The sequence below is a fragment of the Acidovorax sp. LjRoot129 genome, from assembly GCF_964253765.1.
Taxonomy (GTDB): Bacteria; Pseudomonadota; Gammaproteobacteria; order Burkholderiales; family Burkholderiaceae_C; genus Acidovorax.
Genome location: NZ_CAXUSE020000001.1, coordinates 1,702,084 through 1,716,189 on the forward strand (window position 1 = coordinate 1,702,084; position 14,106 = coordinate 1,716,189).

Genomic DNA, 14,106 nt, shown 5'->3' on the forward strand with positions numbered 1-14,106 from the left:
GGTCGTCTGGCCTGCAGCGATGGCCCTTACAACCCATACGTCAGCTCCCTTGCCTTGCCCCAGAACACGCGGTACATGAACACCGTGTAGACAATGATCGCCGGCAGGGTGATGGCCATGCCGATGCCGATCACGGCCAGCGACTCAGGGGCGCTCGCAGCCTGCCACACCGTGAGCCGGTCGATCACGATGTACGGATAGATGCTGTAGGCCAAGCCCAGAAACGCCAGCACGAAGATCAACACTGTGGCCGCGAACACAATCCAGCCGTAGCCTGCCGTCACCACGCGCTCGGTGGCCAGCACGTGGCGAATGGCAAAGAACGCCGCCACACACGCCAGCGGAATCGGCAGCAGCGCAAACAACTCGGGCAGCACGAACCATTTGGCGAACACGGTGTGGCTGACCAGCGGCGTGGCCAGCGAGATCCCGAGCAGCGCCAGCCCCATCGGCCACAGCACGCGACGGCCCCAGCGGGTCGCCTTGCGCTGCAGGTCGCCGTCCGTTTTCATCAGCAGCCAGCCTACGCCCAGCATGGCATACGCCGCCGGCAACATGAGCGCGATGCCGGCGGAAAACAGCAGTCCCCAGGCGTCGTTCTGAAAACCCGTGACGTACGCGCCCAGCATCCAGCCCTGCGCCAGCGTGGTCACCAGCGAGCCACCCGCAAACAGCTTGTTCCAGGTGGCCTTGTGCGCATCGCGCGCCTTCACCCGAAAGTCGAACGCCACGCCCCGCAGGGTCAGCCCCAGCAGCATGGCGGCCACGGGCAGGTACAGGGCCGAAAGCACCACGCTGTGCGCAAACGGAAAGCAGATCAGCAGCACGCCCACGCCCAACACCAGCCAGGTTTCGTTGGCGTCCCAGAAGGGGCCGATGCTGGAGACCATCACATCCTTTTCGGCATCGGTGGCGAAGGGCAGCAAGATGCCCACGCCCAGGTCGTAGCCGTCCAGGATCACATAGGCCAGCAGCGCCAGGCCCATGATGGCCATGAAGACCAGGGGCAGGGTGTGGGCCAGGGTCAGTTCCATGGCGGTCTCCTTATGCGGCAGGGGGCAGGGGCAGCGGCGACTGCCCTGGGGGCGGCACAGCGGGCACGGGCATGGTCGCGTGCTCGGACATGTACTTGATCACGCCGATGTAGGCCACGAGCAGCAGCACATACACAGCGAGGTAAGCCGCCAAGGTGGTCGCCACCATGCCCGCAGGGTGCGAGGCCACTGCATCCGCCGTCTTGAACAGGCCATAGACCAGGTAGGGCTGGCGGCCGATCTCGGTCACGTACCAGCCGGCCAGCGTGGCCACCCAGCCCGAGAACGTCATGCCCACCAGCGTGACCAGCAGCGCGCGGGGCAGGGCCGCCGATGCACGCTGACGGCGGCGGTACAAGACCCAGGCGCTGGTCCAGGCCACGGCCAACATGAGCATCCCCATGCCGACCATCACACGAAAAGCCCAGAACACCGGCGCCACCGGCGGGTGGGCACCGGGGAACTCGTTCAGGCCCTTGAGTTCGGCCTCGATGTCGTGCGCGAGGATCAGGCTCGCGGCCTTGGGAATCTGCAGCGCGTAGTCGGTGCGGCCCTCCTTCTCGTTGGGCACACCGAACAGGGTGAGCGCCGCGCCCTTTTCGGTGTGCCACAGGCCTTCGATGGCAGCGATCTTGGCAGGCTGGTGCTGCAGCGTGTTCAGGCCGTGCAGATCGCCCATGAAGATCTGCAGCGGGATCGCAATGGCCACGGTGGTGACGGCGGTGCGCAAGGCCTTGCGCGTGCCCTCGGTGGCCGCGCCCTTGAGCAGCTGCCAGGCGCTCACCCCGGCGATGAGGAAACCCGCGGTGAGCGTCGACGCCAGCAGCTTGTGGCCCAGGCGGTAGGGAAACGATGGGTTGAACACGATGGCGAGCCAGTCCACTGCGTGGAATCTGCCATCGATGATTTCGTAGCCCACGGGCGTTTGCATCCACGAGTTCAGGCTCAGAATCCAGAACGCCGACAGCGTGGTGCCCAAAGCCACCATGAGCGTGGCGATGAGGTGCACCCGCTCGGACACACGGCCCCGGCCAAACAGCATGATGCCGAGGAACGTGGCCTCGAGGAAGAACGCGGTGAGCACCTCATAGCCCAGCAGCGGGCCCGCAATGTTGCCCACGTGCTCCATAAAGCCGGGCCAGTTGGTGCCGAACTGAAAGCTCATCGTGATGCCCGAGACCACGCCCAATGCAAATGTGAGCGCAAACACCTTGGTCCACAGGTAGTAAGACTGCTCCCACCCCTTGGCAGCCGGCGTGCCGCGCGTGGCCGAGTGCCGCAGGCGGAAGAACACCAGAAACCAGCACAGGGCAATCGTGATGGTGGGGAACAGGATATGAAAGCTGATGTTGGCAGCGAACTGGATGCGCGACAGCGTGAAGGTGTCCATGGTCAAGCTCCTTGCGTCGTACTGCTGGCTTTACTGTGCAATCGCGGGCTGGCGAACCCATGGCGGCCCAGCTCCCCAGCGGCTCCACTGCACTGGTACCGAAGGCCAAATTCCGGCCACTGCGCGGTGGCAGGCGGGCATCCCGGAGCCTCCGCACAGGCGCAGGATCGCGGTCCAGGCGACAATAGAGGGCTTTGGCAAGCGTTGCTGTAGGCGCATTGCCCCTTCGCTCCCACCGTCTCTCATGTCTTCTTCCGCATCCCGTACGCCCATCATCGACATGGCCAAAGGCCTGGCGTGCGCCACCATTGTGTGGCACCACCTGGCCTTCTATGGGCCCATGTCGGACATCGCCCAGCCCCTGGCCCCCGCGCTGATTGCGTGGCTGTACGACTACGGGCGCATGGCCGTGCAGGTGTTCCTGGTGCTCGGGGGCTACCTGGCCGCCGCCAGCCTTGCGCCGCAGGGCATTGCGCGGTTTGACCATGCGGGCCATGCAATGGCCAAGCGGTTTGTGCGGCTGGTGGTGCCGTATGCCGTGGCCCTGCTGCTGACGGTGGTGGTGGCAGCCTTGGTGCGGCCGTGGATGAACCATCCCTCCGTGCCCGATGAGCCCACCTTGGCGCAACTGGTGGCCAACGCACTGCTGCTTCAGGATCTCCTGGGCGAAAGCGCCTTGTCGGCCGGCGTGTGGTACGTGGCCATCGACTTTCAGCTGTTTGTATTGAGCGTGCTGCTCTGGGCCGGCGTGCGCGCACTGCCGGGTGATTGGGCACGGCGCCATGCAGCGATGCTGGCGCAGGGCACGGTGGTGGCGGGCGTAGCCGCGTCGCTGTGGGTGTTCAACCGCATGTCCGGTCTGGATATGTGGGCGGTGTATTTCTTTGGCGCCTACGGCCTGGGGATGCTGGCCTGCTGGGCTGTGCGGTCGCCTCGCCCGTGGGGCTGGCTGGCCGCCATCTTGGTGTTGGGGGGCGTCGCCCTGGCCATCGACTACCGCGGCCGCATTGCAGTGGCTTTGGTGACCGCGCTGTGCCTCGTGGCTGCGTTGCGCTCGGAGCGCCTGCGTTCTTGGGCCGGGGTGCAGCCGATGGTGCAGTTGGGGCAAATGTCGTATTCGGTCTTCCTCGTGCACTTTGCCGTCTGCCTGCTGGTCAACGCCGTGGTCAGCCACCTGTGGCCCGCATCGCCCGGGCTCAATGCGCTGGGCATGCTGCTGGCGTTTGTGCTGTCGCTGGCGGCGGGGCGCCAGCTCTACCTGCGGGTAGAGCGCCACGTGCCCACCTGGAGCACTGCGTTTCGCTGGCAGATGGTGCTGGTGGGGGCGGGCCTGTTGGTGCCATTGATCGACAACTGGGCATGAAATTGCCCGCTTGCTGAGCGCCGGGTTTTTGGCGCCGATCCTCCGCGCTGGGAGCTCAGCGCTCTCTACGTTGTCGCAACGACGAGCACTGCGCGACGGGCTTTAAAGCATCGAACACCGCACAGCCAGCGCGACTGGCAATGCCCCACGCGTTTCAGTGTGGCTGGTGGACTAGCCCGACAGCTTGCGCTCGCGGCGCTTGCGTTGTTTGTCCAGAAACCAGGCCATGAAGGGCAGCAGCAACATCGAGCCCGGAATCACCCAGATAAACAGATAGGGGCTGACCGACGACGCCGACCGCATCACATCGCGCAGGTGCGTTCGTTCTTCGGCGGTCCAGTTGCCCTGGCGGCGCTGCTGCACCAGCCACACGACCGAGCCCTTCATCGTGGCCATCTCGCGCTTGAGGCGGCTTTTTTCGCGGCTGTTGCCGGCCAGGAAGGAGCAGAACCACTCGGGCGCCCGCTCCATGCGGCGCTGAAACGCGAGGGTGGAGTCCGGATCGAACGTGTCGATGCCGGGTGGCATGTCGGGCGGGAGTGGCGTGGTCATGACTGGTGCCATTGTCACTGCTGGGGGCGGGCGCACCAAGCCGTGTGTTGCCAGCAGTCTCGCGGGCGGCCCTCAGTGGTGCAGCTCGCCCGCGCTTTCGGACGGGTGTTCAGCGCAAAGCGAAGGGCTCCGTACCGCCTCTGTCCATAGATCAATCGCCCTGAATGTTGCGTGCCTTGATCAGCGCGCCAAAGCGTTTGCTGTCGATGGAAGCGCGGGCGCCGAAGTCGGCCGGCGACATCGGTGCAGGTATGCCGCCCAGCGCGTTGATGCGTTCCTGCACGGCCGGAGTGGCCAGCACCTTGTTGATCTCGCGGTTCAGCCGGGTCACCACCTCGGCGGGCGTGCCCGCAGGCGCATAAAAACCAAACCAGGTATCGGCGTCAAACCCCTTGAGCCCCACTTCGTCGAGCGTGGGCACGTCGGGGAACAGCGGCGAGCGCTTGGAACTGCCGACGGCCAGCAGCTTGAGCTTGCCGGCCTTCACATGCTGCAGGCCAATGCCCGGATCGAACATGAAGTCCACCTGCCCGCCCAGCAAGTCCTGCATGGCGGGGGCCGCGCCGCGGTACGGCACGTGCACGGCAAACACGTCGGCCTGGGTCTTGAGCATCTCGGCCGCCAGGTGTGGCGAGCTGCCGTTGCCCGGCGTGCCAAAGCTCAGCTTGCCGGGGTTGGCCTTGAGGTACTTCAGGAACTCCTCGATGTTGTTGACCGGCAGCGTGGGCCGGACCTCGAGGAACACCAGCACCCGCGCCGCAGCGGCCACGGGCACCAGGTCCTTGACGGGGTCGAACGGCATTTTGGGATACAGGTGCGGGTTGACCGACACCATGCCACCCGAGCTCATGAGCAAGGTGTAGCCGTCGGCCGGCGACTTGGCCACCGCCTCGCCGCCGATGTTGCCGCCGGCGCCGCCCCTGTTCTCGACCACCACGGGCTGGCCCAGCGCCGCCTGCAGCGGCACGGTCACCGCGCGGGCGATCTGGTCGGCCGCCCCGCCCGCCGGGAAGTTGACGACCACCTTGATGGGCTTGCCGGGCCAGGTGTCGGCCCCTGCTGCAGCGGGCAGCAGCAGGGCAGATGCAACGCCTGCGAGGGCCAGGGCGCCCAGCAGGCGGCGCGGTGTGGAAAGGGTAAGAAATGAACGCATGCTTGTCTCCGGGTGGGGCCCGGGTGTGCCGGGTCTTGTGGGGTGCAACGAAGGGATGAAAAGGTTTTGGCTTGTGCAGAGGTGTTTGGGCGTTCAGCGGGCGCTCACGCCACATCCACCTCCACCAGGATGGCGCGGGGGTGTGCCAGCGCCTCACGCAGCACGCCGGGCAGCTGTGCGGCGTCGCTCACGCGCACGGCCTCGCAGCCCTGGCCGCGGGCCAGCGCCAGGAAGTCCAGGTCCGGCAGGTCGGTGCCCTCCAATTTGTCGCCTTCGTGAAAGCCGAAGGTGGGCGCGAACTCCTGCAGCGCCGCATACCGCCGGTTCTTCAGGATGATGAAGGTGATGGGCAGCTTGAGCTGCGCGGCGCTCCACAGCGCCTGGATGGAATACATCGCCGAGCCATCGCCGATGAGCCCGATGACCTTGCGGTCAGGCTTGGCCAGGGCCACGCCCACGGCGGCGGGCAGGCCATAGCCCAGCCCGCCGCTGCACATGGTGTAGAAGGTTTCGCTCTGCAGGATAGGCAGGTGGGCATGCATGGCGGCGCGGGAGCTGGGTGCTTCCTCCACCACGATCGAGGCCGCATCGCGCACCTCTGCCAGGGTCTGCATCACATAGGGCACGCTCATCAGTTCGGAGGGCGCTGAAGGCTCCGCGCGCGGCCGCGGGGCGCGTGCAGGGGGCAGGGGGCGCGCAGCGGGTGCCGGGCGCGTCAGGAGCTCTTGCACGCCCAGGCGCACGCTGCCTACGGCCGAGGTGCCCTCGGGCGTCCACGCGGCTGTGCCCGGGTCGTCGATCAACTGCACCAGTTGCGCGCCCGGCGGCACGTGGGGGCCAAAACCTTCGACGTGGTAGGTGAACGCGGCAGCGCCCAGCGCAAACACCAGGTCGTGCCCACCGAGCAGCGCCACGATCTTCTCGCGCATGGCAGGCAACACGCCTGCAAACAGACGGTGGTCTTGCGGAAAACCGCAGCGGCCGGACATGGGCGCGATCCACACGGCAGCGTTGTGCCGCTCAGCCAGCGCCAGCACATCGTTCCAGGCGCGGTCGCGGTCCACGGCGGCGCCCACCACAAAGACGGGGCGCTGCGCGGCATCCAGCGCATCGCCGATGGCCTGCAGCACGCGCGGCTCGGGGCGCGTCTCGGTGCTCACGGTGCGCGCCTGCAGGGGCTCGCAAGGCTTGTCCCAGTCGTCCGCCGGGATCGACACCAGCACCGGCCCGCGCGGCTGCTGCATGGCGATGTAGTAGGCGCGGGCAACGGCCAGCGGCACGTCTTCGGCGCGGGCGGGTTCGATGCTCCATTTGACGTAGGGCTTGGGCAGCTCGGTGGCCTGGCCCGAGAACAAAAAGGGGTCGAACGGCAGGATGGACCGCGCCTGCTGCCCGGCCGTGATGACCATGGGCGTGCGGTTCTTGTGCGCCGTGAAGATGTTGCCCATGGAGTGGCCCACGCCCGCGGCCGAGTGCAGGTTCACAAACGCCGCGTTGTGCGTGGCCTGCGCGTAGCCGTCGGCCATGCCCACCACCACCGACTCCTGCAGACCCAGGATGTAGTGGAAGTCGCTCGGGAAGTCGAGGAACAGCGGCAGCTCGGTCGAGCCCGGGTTGCCGAAGATGGTGTTGATCTGGAACCCGCGCAACAGGTCGAGCACCACTTCGCGCACGGTAGGGGGCTGCGCGGGCGCGGCGGTAGCCTGGGTGGAGGGGTGCGCAGCGGCGGGTACAGCTTTGGCGGAGTGGGCCTGGTGCATAACAAGGGCTTGAAAGAGGAGCAGTGGCCGATCTTGGGCCGATACGGACCATCCATCAATACAATGAAACGACTAAGCGGTATTCATTGAATGCATATCAAGGACATTGACCTCAACCTGCTGCGGCTGTTCGACGCCGTCTACCGCACCCGCAACGTGAGCCGCGCGGCCGACCTGCTGGACCTCACGCAGCCGGCCGCGAGCCAGGCGCTGACGCGGCTGCGCTTGTTGATCAAGGACCCGCTGTTCGTGCGCGCTGGCGGCGGCGTGGAGCCCACGCCCAAGGCCGACCGGCTGGCCGATGCCGTGCGCAACGCGCTCGGCCTGCTGGAGGAGGCGCTCAACGAATCCGCGCTGTTCAGCCCCACGGATTCGCGCAAGGTGTTTCGCATCCACATGAGCGACATCGGCGAGGGCCGTTTTCTGCCCGAGCTCATGGTGGCGCTGCGCCGCGAGGCGCCCGGCGTGCGGCTTGAGACCCTGCCCGTGCCGCGCAGCGAGATCGCCCAGCGCCTGGACAGCGGCCGCATCGACTTCGCGTTCGGCTTTTTGCCCACGGTCAAGGACACGCAGCGCGTGCAGCTCATCAAGGACCGCTACGTGGTGCTGCTGCGTGCCGGACACCCGTTCGCCGCGCGCCGGCGCAGCGGGCCGGCGTTGCTCAGCGATTTACGCCAACTCGAATTTGTGGCGGTGCGCAGCCACTCGGACACGCTGCGCATCCTTGAAATGCAGCAGCTCGAAGACCGCCTGCGCCTGACCACTGAGCACTTCATGGTGCTGCCCGCCATCGTGCGCGCCACCGACCTCGCGGTGGTGATGCCGCGCAACATCGCCCGCGGTTTTGCGGCCGAGGGTGGCTACACCGTGATCGAGCCGGCGCTGCCGCTGCGCGACTTCACGGTCTCGCTGCACTGGAGCCGGCGCTTTGAAAGCGACCCTGGCAACCAGTGGCTGCGGGGCTTGATCGAGCAACTCTTCAAGGAATAGCCCCGGCTGCTGTGGTGGTGCGGCGATGCGCGTACGGATACGGTGGGCGCAAAATAACTGTATATTTGTACAGTCATGAACCCCAACCGCCCTCCCGACCCTGATGCGCACGACCTGCCGGTCGAAGTGCGCGTGCCGCTGCAGGCCATCCGCGGGCGCGGGGCGGCCACTGCGATGCCACACCGGTTTAGCCGCGATGTGCGGGAGGTGGTGGATGACGGCTGGCACCACGGGAGTGCCCCGGCGGATGCGGGCCCTGGTTCGGAAAGCGATGGCGACGATGACGCGCTGCCAGCGCTTGCCACCACGGTGCACTTTGAGAACGCGCGCAGTGCCCTCAGCGCCAACGACTCGCCCGACATCTCGTTTGACCTGTCCGTCAATCCTTACCGCGGCTGTGAGCACGGCTGCATCTACTGCTTTGCGCGGCCCACCCACAGCTACCTCAACTTTTCGCCCGGGCTGGATTTTGAGACGCAGCTCATCGCCAAACGCAACATTGCCGAGGTGCTGCGCCACGAGCTGAGCGCGCCGCGCTATGTGCCCAAGCTCATCAACATCGGCTCGAACACCGACTGCTACCAGCCCATAGAGCGCGAGCTGCGCCTGACCCGGGCGTTGATCGAGGTAATGCGTGATGCGCGCCATCCGTTCTCGTTGATCACCAAGTCCAGCGCGGTCGAGCGCGACCTGGACCTGCTGGCACCGCTGGCCGCGCAAAACCTGTGCGCGGTCTACATCACGGTCACCACGCTCGATGCGCAATTGGCCCGTTGCCTGGAGCCCCGCGCCGCCGCGCCGCACCGGCGCCTTCGCACCATTCGCACATTGGTCGAGGCGGGCGTGCCGGTGGGCGTGAGCGTCGCGCCGCAGATTCCCTTCTTGAACGAAGACATGGAACACGTGCTGGAGGCCGCGTATGACGCGGGGGCTCGCAGCGCGTTCTACACCGTGCTGCGCTTGCCGTGGGAGCTGGACGGGCTGTTCAAGGAATGGCTTGAAGTGCATTACCCACAGCGGGCGGCCCGGATCCTGGCCCGCGTGCAGGACCTGCACAGCATCGACGCGGCGCAGCGCAGCGCGGGCAAAAGCTATGACGCCAACTTTGCAACGCGCATGAAGGGCAGCGGCCTGTGGGCCGACCTGCTGCGCCAGCGGTTTGCGGGCGCGTGCCGGCGCCTGGGACTTAACCGCGAGCGGGTGGAGCTGGACCTGTCGCAGTTCCGGCCGGGTCTCACGCGGGGGCAGGGGAGTCTGTTTTGATGGTCTGGTAATTCCCAGCCCAGCCCAGGGACTAGCGGGGCCAAAGTCAGTCGCGGGCGCCGCTGCGGCGCGCGCCGGCACAAGCACGCAGCGTGTTCGTGTTGCGGAGACATGCCTTAGGGGGTGAAATTTGAATGAAAATGTGCTCTAGCGCTTATTTTTTAAGCGGTTGTAGCTATCATTTTTATAGTATTTGCTTTGGCGGCGTTTTCCAGGCGCTATCGGGCGTTCCAGGTGTTTCGGAGGCCTGTCAGGGTTTAAGGAAGACAAACGGCGCGCTCCGGTCCGCGCCTCCCCGTGGTGGCGGGTGGTCTGCGTGTGCGGGGGGCGTGCAGCCCGGGATCGGACGACGCGGTGACGCCGTGGCCACCGTTACGCGGGCAGTGTGCGGCCCGTCGCGGCGCGGCAGGCAGGCAGCCCTCAGGTGGTGGTCTGCACGTGCAACCGGCTCGACTTGCAGCGGTGCAGCGCGTTGTAGTACTCCAGGCGCCGGCCGTTGGCGCCATAGGCAATCGACTCAATGCGCAGCAGCGGCTCGGGCGTTGCCAACTGCAGCAGTTCGCAGGTCTCGGCATCGGGCAGCACGGCGTCGATCCAGCGCTCGGCGCGCACCAGGCGCACGCCGTATTGGCGGCGCAGCACGTCGTACAGCGAGCGGTCGTCCAGGCGCATGCGGTGCAGGCCGGGCGCAAGGTCCGCGGGCACCACGGTTTCCACCAGCAGGCGCAGTTCACCGTCGACGCTGCGCAGCCGCTTGAGCGCGACCACCTGGGTGTCGTCCGTGAGCCCCAGTGCGCTGATCTCCTGCGGCGTGGGGTCCCGCAGCTGTTGCACGAGGACCTGGGTGCGCACCGAGCGGCCCTTGCGCTCCATTTCGTCCGAGAAGCCCAGCACGGTCGAGACGAAATCCTCGTCGCGTTCGCGCGCCGCCACGAAGGCGCCGCGGCCCTTGATCTTGTAGATGAGGTTGTTGCGCACGAGGTCGGCCAGCGCCTCGCGCACCACGATGCGCGAGATGCCGAACTGCTCGCCGAGCTCGGCCTCGGACGGCAGCTTGGCCCCGATGGCCAGCTCGCCCTGCAGGATCTGCAGGCGCAGGGCGTCGCGAAACTGCGCCCACAGGGGCGACTCGGAGTTGCGGTCGAGCAGGGGAGGGAGTTCGTTCGGAGAGTTCACGTCAGGACGGGCTCAGGGCCGGATGGATGGTCAATGGTGCCTGCACAGCGGGTGCGGCATCGGTGGGGGCCGTCGTGGTTTCGGTGGTGTCGTGGGCATGGGTCGCGGCGGCAGGTGCCAGCCGCACGCCATGGCGCTCGCGCAATGCGGTGGCGCAATTGTGCAGTTCCTGCTGTTCGCGCCCGGTGTCCCAGCCCAGTGCCTCCGCCGCAATGCGGGCCATTTCGGCGAGCAGGGCGTCTGTCACCAGCCCGCGGATGGCCAGCAGCGTGCGGCGGATCACGAGGTCATCGAGGTGGATCACCCCGGTTTCGGTGCACAGCCAGGCAATTTCGGCCACCGAATATTCAGAGGCGTGCTGCAGCGGCGTATCGCCCGCCACCTTGAAGCCCTGCGCCAAGCCAAAAGCCTCGGCGCCATAGCGGCGCAGCAGCGCCTGGGCGCGGGTGCGGGCCAGGCCCGACTCTGTGGTGATGCGGTGGACAAACTGCTCGGTCGCCTGCGCGTCTTGCGGCATGTGGGCTCCGCCGCCAATGGGCAGCTGCCGGGTGGATGCGGTGCGCTCGCGCCCCAGCCACTGCAGCACCTCGTCGGTGGCCTCTTCGGCCAACGCGCGGAAGGTGGTCCACTTGCCGCCCACCAGCCCGACCACCGGAATGTCGCGCGAAGGCGAGGGTGGATCGACCACCACCGAATGGTCGCGGGAGATCTGGCCCGGCTTGTCCGCATCCGACCGCGCCAGCGGCCGCACGCCCACGTAGGTGTAGACCACGTTGCCCCGGCCAAAGCGGAAGTTGGGGAACACCTCGCCCAGCACCTCCAGCAGGTAGTCCACCTCGGCCGGCTCGGTGGTGATCTGGTCCGGGTCGTCCACGGGGATGTCGGTGGAGCCGACCAGCACGCGGCCGAGGAAGGGGTAGACGATGCACACGCGCCCGTCGAGCGCTTCGAAGTACGCCATGCGCCCGCTCAGTGCGTCGCGCAGCGCGGGGTGGTCGAGCACCAGGTGCGAGCCTTTGGTGCCCATCACGCGCGGCACGGCGCCACCGAGCAGCGCGGTGCTGCGGTCCAGCCACGCACCGCTGGCGTTCACTACGCTATCGGCGGTGACCTGCACGACCTCGCCCGTGATCTCGTCGCGCAGCGTGATCGTTTTGCCCGCACAGCCCGTCACGCGGCAGTGGTTGGTGGCGGCCGAACGCGGCTCGTCGCGGCAGGCGTCGCGCATCAGCTCCAGCACCAGCCATTCGGGATGGCTGATCCAGGCATCGAAGAACGTGGCCGTCCAGCGCACCGCCGTGCGAAACAGCAGGCGGTCCGCCGGCTGCACGCGGCCGATGCGGTGGTTGGGCATCACGCGCTGGCGCCGTCCCAGCAGGTCGTACAGGCGCAGCCCCGTCGCCACGGCCAGCAGGCCACGCGTGCGCTGGGGCGGTGTGCGGCCCAAAAACTTGAGCGCGCTGCTCATCAGCCCGCCGAAAAAGCTCGACAGCGGCACCACGGTCTTCAAAGGCTGGACCAGGTGCGGCGCGTTGCGCAGCAGCAGGTTGCGTTCGCGCGTGGCCTCCGCCACCAACGAGAAGCTGCCGCTCTCCAGATAGCGCAGGCCGCCGTGGATCATGCGCGAGGGCGCGCTGCTGGCGCCGGCGCTGAAGTCGCCTTTGTCCACGATGAGGCAGTCCACGCCCTGCAGCGAAAGATCTCGGAACACGCCCACGCCGTTGATGCCGGCGCCGACGATCACGGTCGAGAAATGCCGGCCCGCCACGGCGGCCGGGCGCACGAAGGGCGATGGAGAGAAGCTGCTGGCGCTGTTCATGGCAACACCTCCACGCTGTGCGAGGGCGCCGCCGCGCGCTGCGGTGGCGCTTGCTGTGGCTGCGGCAACGGCGGCGGGGCTGCGCTGCCCGCCAGGTGACCCAACACAGGCGCCATGGTGTCGATCAATTCGTTGAAGGCAGCGTTGTAGTCCGCATGGGCCCGCGCCTGGCGGGCATCGGGTTCGACCGTGTCGCAGGGCGCGCGCAAAGGCTCCGTATCCATACCGCGCGACATCGCTGCGTAGATCGCCGCGCCGCGCGCGCCGGTCTCGTCGTCGGCGCAACGCTCCACCGGCCGCCCGAGCAGGCCGGCCAGCAGGCGTACCAGGCGCGTGTCGCTGGCGCCGCCACCCAGGATGGTGGACTCCGACACCGCAAGCCCCGCCGCCGCCAGGCGCGCCGTGTGGCGCACATGCAGCGCCGCCGTGGCATCGACCACCGCGCGGGCCATGTCGCCCCGCGTGTGGTGGCTCTTGAGGCCGACAAACCCCGCGGTGACACCGCCACCGCCGTTCACAAACGGCAAAAATCGCAGTCCGCCCGCGCCCAGCGGCACGGACATCGCCAGGTCGACCACCGCCCGCGCGTCCGGCAGCCCCAGCACACCGGCCAGCCAGGCGATGTTGGCCATCGACGAGGGGCTGTTCTCCATGTACAGGCGCCGGTTGGTGGGGCCGAAGTTGACGGTGCCAGCCACGCGGGGCTGTGGTTCCATCACCGGGCCGATGACGGCGTTGACGCACCAAGTGCCCAGCACCGATACGGCGCGGCCGCGTTCTTCGGCGCAGATGGCGGTCATCGACGCCAGCAGGTCGATCGCGCCCATGGCCACGGGGATGCCCGCGGGCAGGCCGTGCGCCGCGGCCGCGAGGGGTTGCACCGTGCCGACGGGCTTGCCGCTTTGCACCAGCGGCCCAAAAGCCTGCGATGACAAGCCTGCAATACCCGAGGCGGCAAACGCCGTAGGCGACCAGGTCCCCGTGGACAGCGAAAGCAGCCCTGCCGTGCTCGCATCGCTGGCATCGGTGGCGATCTCGCCCGTGAGCAAAAAGCCCACGTAGTCCTTGGCAAACATCAGGCGTTGCACTGCGCCGCTGCGCACGGCATCGCTGCCCAGCAGCTCGGCCGCAATCACGGTGGGCTGGCCCGGCCAGGGCTGGCAGCCCACATCGGCCAGCAGCCGCTCGCCATGGCTGCGCGCCAGCGACTGCGCCCGCGCGTCGGCCCGCTGGTCGGTCGAGGCCACGGCCCGGCCGCCCACCAGTTCCTGGTCAGTGCCCAGCGCGTACAGCCCCGCGCCGTGGCCGGTGCAACCGATGGCGCGGACATCGCCCACGCGGTTGCCCAGCTGGTGCGACACGTCGCGCAGCACGGTGGCCAGGGCCGAGCGGATCACGGAGGCGGGCACCTCGCACCCGCCCCCAGGCAGGCGGTTGTGCAGCAGGGGCATGCGGGACAGGGCCACGGTGCGGCCGGTCGCGGCCTCCAGGGCCAGGGCTTTGAGGCTGCTCGACCCCAGGTCGATGCCGATGAGTATGTTGGTCTTCATGTCATAACAGCTTCTGCCGGATCAGGCGGTAGTTCCAGTAGTGTTTCCCCTAACTA

General features: G+C 67.6%; 11 protein-coding genes. 3 read left to right on the forward strand and 8 right to left on the reverse strand.

All coding sequences use genetic code 11. The features are described from left to right. Positions 1–26 precede the first annotated feature (26 nt). Both ACSQ3Q_RS07795 and ACSQ3Q_RS07800 read right to left on the reverse strand, forming a co-directional pair. The gene (locus ACSQ3Q_RS07795) at positions 27–1,034 is read right to left on the reverse strand and encodes a cytochrome d ubiquinol oxidase subunit II (protein ID WP_436133829.1); all 1,008 of its coding nucleotides are present in this window, start codon (positions 1,032–1,034) and stop codon (positions 27–29) included. A gap of 10 nt (positions 1,035–1,044) precedes the next feature. After that, positions 1,045–2,424, reverse strand: coding sequence for a cytochrome ubiquinol oxidase subunit I (locus ACSQ3Q_RS07800; RefSeq protein WP_436133830.1), 1,380 nt, complete (start codon positions 2,422–2,424; stop codon positions 1,045–1,047). Positions 2,425–2,668: 244 nt separating this feature from the next. Here ACSQ3Q_RS07800 and ACSQ3Q_RS07805 point away from each other — a divergent pair, with 244 nt between their 5' ends. Then, a complete protein-coding gene (locus tag ACSQ3Q_RS07805) occupies positions 2,669–3,787 on the forward strand; it encodes an acyltransferase family protein (RefSeq protein ID WP_436133831.1) in 1,119 nt (372 codons plus the stop codon). Between the two features lie 171 nt (positions 3,788–3,958). Here ACSQ3Q_RS07805 and ACSQ3Q_RS07810 read toward each other — a convergent pair whose 3' ends face one another. From ACSQ3Q_RS07810 to mdlC, 3 genes are all read right to left on the reverse strand, one after another. Beyond that, positions 3,959–4,339, reverse strand: a complete 381-nt coding sequence (locus tag ACSQ3Q_RS07810; protein WP_436133832.1) for a hypothetical protein — start codon at positions 4,337–4,339, stop codon at positions 3,959–3,961. A 151-nt stretch (positions 4,340–4,490) separates the two neighbouring features. Further along, positions 4,491–5,492, reverse strand: coding sequence for a Bug family tripartite tricarboxylate transporter substrate binding protein (locus tag ACSQ3Q_RS07815; protein WP_436133833.1), 1,002 nt, complete (start codon positions 5,490–5,492; stop codon positions 4,491–4,493). A 104-nt stretch (positions 5,493–5,596) separates the two neighbouring features. Next, complete coding sequence (gene mdlC / locus ACSQ3Q_RS07820; protein ID WP_436133834.1) at positions 5,597–7,252, reverse strand: benzoylformate decarboxylase; 1,656 nt, start codon at positions 7,250–7,252, stop codon at positions 5,597–5,599. Positions 7,253–7,342: 90 nt separating this feature from the next. On the opposite strand from mdlC, the gene ACSQ3Q_RS07825 reads away from it, so the two are divergent. Continuing rightward, entirely contained in the window at positions 7,343–8,242 is a 900-nt protein-coding gene (locus tag ACSQ3Q_RS07825) for a LysR family transcriptional regulator (protein WP_436133835.1), read from the forward strand. A gap of 75 nt (positions 8,243–8,317) precedes the next feature. Further along, positions 8,318–9,505 (forward strand): PA0069 family radical SAM protein, encoded by a 1,188-nt coding sequence (locus tag ACSQ3Q_RS07830; RefSeq protein WP_436133836.1) that lies wholly within the window; start codon positions 8,318–8,320, stop codon positions 9,503–9,505. Between the two features lie 420 nt (positions 9,506–9,925). On the opposite strand, the gene ACSQ3Q_RS07835 is transcribed toward ACSQ3Q_RS07830, so the two are convergent. From ACSQ3Q_RS07835 to ACSQ3Q_RS07845, 3 genes are read right to left on the reverse strand one after another with little or no spacing between them, the layout of a single operon-like run. Then, a complete protein-coding gene (locus ACSQ3Q_RS07835) occupies positions 9,926–10,681 on the reverse strand; it encodes a GntR family transcriptional regulator (RefSeq protein WP_436133837.1) in 756 nt (251 codons plus the stop codon). Position 10,682: 1 nt separating this feature from the next. Continuing rightward, entirely contained in the window at positions 10,683–12,500 is a 1,818-nt protein-coding gene (locus ACSQ3Q_RS07840; RefSeq protein WP_436133838.1) for a glycerol-3-phosphate dehydrogenase/oxidase, read from the reverse strand. Beyond that, positions 12,497–14,050, reverse strand: coding sequence for an FGGY family carbohydrate kinase (locus ACSQ3Q_RS07845; RefSeq protein ID WP_436133839.1), 1,554 nt, complete (start codon positions 14,048–14,050; stop codon positions 12,497–12,499). The genes ACSQ3Q_RS07840 and ACSQ3Q_RS07845 overlap by 4 nt, the downstream gene beginning before the upstream one ends. Positions 14,051–14,106: the final 56 nt, after the last annotated feature.

Excerpts from the sequence above, each read along its gene's own strand:
- mdlC (WP_436133834.1), bottom strand. The coding sequence starts at position 7,252 with ATGCACCAGGCCCACTCCGCCAAAGCTGTACCCGCCGCTGCGCACCCC.
- ACSQ3Q_RS07800 (WP_436133830.1), bottom strand. The coding sequence starts at position 2,424 with ATGGACACCTTCACGCTGTCGCGCATCCAGTTCGCTGCCAACATCAGC.
- ACSQ3Q_RS07840 (WP_436133838.1), bottom strand. The coding sequence starts at position 12,500 with ATGAACAGCGCCAGCAGCTTCTCTCCATCGCCCTTCGTGCGCCCGGCC.
- ACSQ3Q_RS07805 (WP_436133831.1), top strand. The coding sequence starts at position 2,669 with ATGTCTTCTTCCGCATCCCGTACGCCCATCATCGACATGGCCAAAGGC.
- ACSQ3Q_RS07845 (WP_436133839.1), bottom strand. The coding sequence starts at position 14,050 with ATGAAGACCAACATACTCATCGGCATCGACCTGGGGTCGAGCAGCCTC.
- ACSQ3Q_RS07810 (WP_436133832.1), bottom strand. The coding sequence starts at position 4,339 with ATGACCACGCCACTCCCGCCCGACATGCCACCCGGCATCGACACGTTC.
- ACSQ3Q_RS07795 (WP_436133829.1), bottom strand. The coding sequence starts at position 1,034 with ATGGAACTGACCCTGGCCCACACCCTGCCCCTGGTCTTCATGGCCATC.
- ACSQ3Q_RS07815 (WP_436133833.1), bottom strand. The coding sequence starts at position 5,492 with ATGCGTTCATTTCTTACCCTTTCCACACCGCGCCGCCTGCTGGGCGCC.
- ACSQ3Q_RS07830 (WP_436133836.1), top strand. The coding sequence starts at position 8,318 with ATGAACCCCAACCGCCCTCCCGACCCTGATGCGCACGACCTGCCGGTC.
- ACSQ3Q_RS07825 (WP_436133835.1), top strand. The coding sequence starts at position 7,343 with ATGCATATCAAGGACATTGACCTCAACCTGCTGCGGCTGTTCGACGCC.